This is a genomic window from Microcystis sp. M20BS1 (genome assembly GCF_020245305.1).
Taxonomy (GTDB): Bacteria; Cyanobacteriota; Cyanobacteriia; order Cyanobacteriales; family Microcystaceae; genus Microcystis; species Microcystis ichthyoblabe_A.
Genome location: NZ_JADBUZ010000144.1, coordinates 1 through 4987, shown reverse-complemented (window position 1 = coordinate 4987; position 4987 = coordinate 1). Strand labels below are relative to the sequence as shown.

The window sequence follows — 4987 nt, the reverse complement described above, 5'->3', positions numbered from 1 at the left end:
TTGCTAATAAACATAGCAAAATTATAGATGATTTCCTGACCTAAGATCACATTTTATTCTTTTTTCCACTTCAATCTAAGAATTGAGAAAAAAGCAAAACCTTATATTATACCATAAAAAAATTATGCAAGAGGTCTAATATATTGAAACAGATTTTGATTTAGTGATTACATCTCTTGCCAATGCTTTTTTTCAGACCAATTTAGAAACGGGACTATTTGTTTGGAAGCCCACACCAAAAGAGCAAATATTTTTAAGCAAAATTAATATTAATAATCAAGAAGAAGCCCTTTTAAAAATGTACGTTGCCAGAAGTAAAGATTTAACAGCAAATCAAACCAATAATATCAATTGTTCTCGCCAGAAATGCCACGATAACAACTGTAATTTCATCCCTAATTATCCCAAAATTTTCTTTGATGTTAATACGGCTGAACCTCTACAACCATGGCTCCCGATAGAAAAAATAGAGGATTTACTTGATTAAAATTAGGAATCAAGATACATCGAATAAACTTAATTGTAGAGGTGTAAATCTTGCAGGTTTCTGAAGATCATAATTAGCAATAAATACCTCCTTGCCCTTGCGTCTTTCACTCTGATAACCATGTTCTAATTTTAAACCATTTTTTTGATCATCAGTTCGATTAATAGTGTAATTCCATTCATTATCTTGTAAAGAAATACACCAATCATACATTTCTCTAATTTCGGAGCAATTATCATAAGTCAAAAGAAATTTAAATCGATGTTGATGTTTTTTCAACGTCTTACATAACCTTTCATGATCTTCTAGACTGAAGAAGCAGGAATAGAATTTATTTTGATCTGCTTGAAAGTAAGGAGGATCGACAAATAAAAAGTAATCATCGGGTAATTGATTGATTAAATCTTCAAAATCTAAACAAGATAAATTGACATTTTGCAGTTTTTCCGAAGTGGTTTTTAGGTGAGAAGGCCAGTTTTCAGGACGCATAGAATACTTATCACCATAGCCCCAATAACAATTTTCAAGTTTCATAATTCCTGAGTAGGAAGTTCTATTTAGATAATACCAACGCATGGCTCTTTCTAGGTCATTGGCTGGTTGAAATTCATTTTTATAATAATTGTGTAATTCTTTGGTAGCGTTTAGATCTTTTAATAATTCAATTAGACTATCAAGATGATCTTTGATATGTCGATAACAGTTCATTAATTCCTCATCTTTGTCATTGAGAATATTCTCTGCTACACTTTCCTTAGCAAAGAATATAGATGCTCCCCCCGCAAAGGGTTCACAATACTTATGGTGACTAGGAAGACAAGCTAAGATTAGCTTACGGGCATAAAATTTACCGCCAGGATAACGAAAAGGAGAATTACTAAGTTTTTTAGCGATTTTGGACATTACCTTTGATTTTAGAGGCTTTTCTTTGAGATTATTTTAACAAAATTACGATATTTTATCTAGGAATGTCAGAGAAGTTCGGTTTTACCGTGGATAACGTGGTAGCGAAGGCAAAAGCGTTGTTAGGTTAATTAAAACTTTGGTTTTGTGGAAAAAGCCCGCGCCAGCGGGTTTTTTTGTGCTAGGATCTAACCCTATCGTGCAAAGGGTTGACTGGGTGATTCCTTTTACAGACAGAGAACTACAAAAAGCATGGAGAGAAAATCAACGAGCGGCAAAGGTCAAAACCATAACTAACGCTCATCGTTTATTGCTATTTTACTCGGTTGAATGTGGTCTCAAAGCGGTTTTACTGAAAAGACAAAGTAAAGATTGCACCGATTCTTGTCGAGAATTACTTGAAGTGCGGCATGATATAAATAAGTTACTAGACAAACTAGCTGCGGGAGAAAAACTAAAACTTCCCTCACAATTAAGTATGAAACCTTTAAAAAATAATCAAGAGAGAGAGCTTTCTTCCGGTGAAATTAATCAAATGTGGCGATATGGGGGATGCTGTGAAAATATCAAGGATGGTGAATTAGAAAAAAAATTGTTAGATATATTACGTTGGATTGAACAGGAGTTGCAGGGACTATGAGAAGACGGACATTACTAACTTGGTTTGATATTAAAAGAAAAATTGCTCGCGAAACCGCTAACGGAAATGACTTACCTGATGGTATTGTTAAAATTAGTTGTTTTAGTAGTGCTTTAGAGATTGGTATTCAAAATCAAGATGATCAACCAAAAGCTAACTCAATATTAAAAGAATGGTTCGGAGATTGGTATCAAGAATCAGAACAAATTATTCAGCTAGATATTGATAATGCTTCTATTCCTGTAGAATTTATTTTAATAGATAATAGTTCTTATTTTTCTCCATCGATTCGACCTTTTTGGCAGGAAGTCGCTTATTTAAAAGAAAATACAGATTCAGAGCAATCGGATAATTTTTTACCCAATGCTTATCAAGATAAGCCAGAAATTATTGCTTTTTATTCTTTTAAAGGTGGTGTGGGAAGAACCCTACATTTAGCCGCTTATATTCTTGCTCTCTTAGCAAGAGCAAAAGAGATAAATAAACCAATTAAAATTTTAGTTATTGACTCAGATTTAGAGGCACCGGGGTTAACCTATTGGCAAAGGTATGAAAATCAACAGGCAACCGTATCTTTGAGCAATTTTTTGGAAGTTTATCAATATCCTAATCCATCTCTAGAGGTGGCAATCTCTTGGGTAACTCAAGAAATTAAGAAAACTGCCAAACAGCAAAATAAATCAACTTTATATTTTCTCCCCGCTTTTATTGAAGAAGAAGAACTCTTAGATACTCCTATACTTCCAGAGAATTTAGCTAGAAATCCATCGGGTGCGTGGGAAGTAGGGGATGCAATTTATCAATTAGGGCAAAAATTAGCAGTAGATTATATATTTATTGATTTAAGAGCAGGATTAAGTGAAATTTCTAGCCCAATTTTATTTGACTCTAGAATCCAAAGATTTTTAGTAACAACAGTTAATGAGCAATCTTGGCGAGGTGTCAGGATGGTTTTAGAAAAAATTGGCTTACTAGCTCCCAGTGATTTAAAAGTAAAGGATGGTAATTATTATGATCCTTCGATAATTATTAGTTTTTTAACTCCAGAAGTTAGAAATTTATCAGCATTTGAGAATATTTTAGAGCAATTACAGTCGGCTTATGTTCAACCCAAAAATGAGATTTTATATATTGCTAGACTGGATATTAAAGAAACTGATTTCGCCCAAGAGTTACTATATGTTAACAATTGGGAAGAAGCTCAAAACAAATTAAGTTCAACTTCCTTGATGGAACTGGCAAGACAATGGGCAGAAGATAAATTATCTAATAATAGCATTGCATCAGCCACACCTTCAGATAACTCCTTAGATGATGTGAAAAAACTCAGGGATACTTGCAATAAATATATTTATGCAGAAAAGGGACAAGGGGAAGATTTGCTCATTACCGAGCCATTGAAAAATCTCGCTCGTAATTTTCAAGATAAACTACCTAATGTTATCTCAATTGGTGCTAAAGGTGCGGGAAAAACCTTTAATTATATTCAGCTATCTCGCCTACAGTCTTGGGAAAATTTTTTAAATAAAGTTGATCCTCAAAATCAAGAAAATTCCCTAGAAAATCTCGGTTTAATATTTCCTTTACTGCAATCACAAAATTTAAATGATCAGGCCAAAAATATTCTTGAGCAAGCACGGCAAAATGTTAATAATTTTCTTAATAATGATTATCAATTTTTCTCATCGGATTTAAAAGACAGAATTACGCAGTCGCTATCAAATCAGGATTGGAATGAGGTTGATTGGACAAATTTTTGGATCAAAGAAATTTCGAGAGTTTTAGGTTATAATCCTGAAAATTGTCAATTACATAAACTGCATGAATACCTTCAACAAAAAAACTCGAAGATTATATTTTTATTTGATGGATTAGAAGATGCTTTTCCTAATGTTGCCAATGATAACCGTGAACGAAAAGCCTTGAAAGCCTTGATCGATAATTTACCGAATAAATTATCAGAAATTCGGCAATCTAATCTCGGATTGATTGTCTTTCTGCGTCGAGATTTCTTGAGATATACAATCACACAAAACTCGCAACAATTTGAAAACTTATATCGTAATTATGATCTATCTTGGAATCTAGAATCGTTTCTTAAACTTTCCTATTGGCTCTGCATACAATCATCGGTTATTAATGCTAACTCTCAGGATTTAGTCGGCTGTTCAATTGAAGATTTAAAAGAAAAATTAGAATTACTTTGGGGCAAAAAATTAGGAGCAGATAATGCAAGGGAAGCTAAGTCAGACAATTGGATTTTTGCAGCTTTAACCGATTTTAATGGAAGACTGCAAGCGAGGGATATTGTGAGATTTTTGTACCATGCTGCTAATATTACTGTAGAAAAAAAAGAAGAAATACAATTTTCTAAATGGTCGAATACTAGACTGTTACCTCCCCAAGCGATTCGACGAGCGCTTGAACCCTGTAGTCGAGAAAAAGTTAGAGAGTCTGAGGAAGAATATCCTATATTTAAAAGCTGGGTAGAAGAAAGTTTACATAAATATAGTGATAGAAAAATTCCTTTTTCTCTAGAACAGTTTAATCTGGATGGCACTCAAGTCAATGTTCTTGAGCAAATGGGAGTAATTTATGAGGACAAGGATAAAGAAGATGCAGTTCGTTATTATATGCCCGAAATATTCCGTGAAGGGTTAGGATTTTCTAGTCAAGGTGCGCGTCCTCGTGTTCTAGCTTTAAAGCGCAAAGTTTTGGGGAAATCAAATTTTTAATGGTTCGAGCTTTTTGGCAATGACTATATGATTGATTGTTATCAGCTTTTCACAACAGACGTAGCTATTATCGGTTCTTCAGTTTGTGTTATGCAATGGACGGGAGTTATAAGGGGTGAAACCCTTATATAGAAAGACATGGCTGCGATTTTTGCCAATTGTTTTCAATCTAGAACGAGCTAATCAATTAAGTCCCTTGCCAGATAAGGATTTAGCCGATTT

General features: G+C 33.7%; 4 protein-coding genes. 3 read left to right on the top strand and 1 reads right to left on the bottom strand.

The window, feature by feature from the left end; all coding sequences use genetic code 11:
* Window positions 1-163 precede the first annotated feature (163 nt).
* Window positions 164-487, top strand: a complete 324-nt coding sequence (locus IM507_RS14675; protein WP_287637259.1) for a hypothetical protein — start codon at window positions 164-166, stop codon at window positions 485-487.
* A gap of 9 nt (window positions 488-496) precedes the next feature.
* Here the strand turns inward: IM507_RS14675 and IM507_RS14670 are convergent, their stop codons facing one another.
* Window positions 497-1390 (bottom strand): DNA adenine methylase, encoded by an 894-nt coding sequence (locus IM507_RS14670; RefSeq protein ID WP_002736931.1) that lies wholly within the window; start codon window positions 1388-1390, stop codon window positions 497-499.
* Window positions 1391-1568: 178 nt separating this feature from the next.
* Between IM507_RS14670 and IM507_RS14665 the strand changes: the two genes are divergently transcribed.
* Together IM507_RS14665 and IM507_RS14660 are read left to right on the top strand one after the other, a co-directional pair.
* The gene (locus IM507_RS14665) at window positions 1569-2030 is read left to right on the top strand and encodes a hypothetical protein (RefSeq protein ID WP_259679029.1); all 462 of its coding nucleotides are present in this window, start codon (window positions 1569-1571) and stop codon (window positions 2028-2030) included.
* Window positions 2027-4765, top strand: a complete 2739-nt coding sequence (locus tag IM507_RS14660; protein WP_002736152.1) for a KGGVGR-motif variant AAA ATPase — start codon at window positions 2027-2029, stop codon at window positions 4763-4765. The genes IM507_RS14665 and IM507_RS14660 overlap by 4 nt, the downstream gene beginning before the upstream one ends.
* Window positions 4766-4987 lie beyond the last annotated feature (222 nt).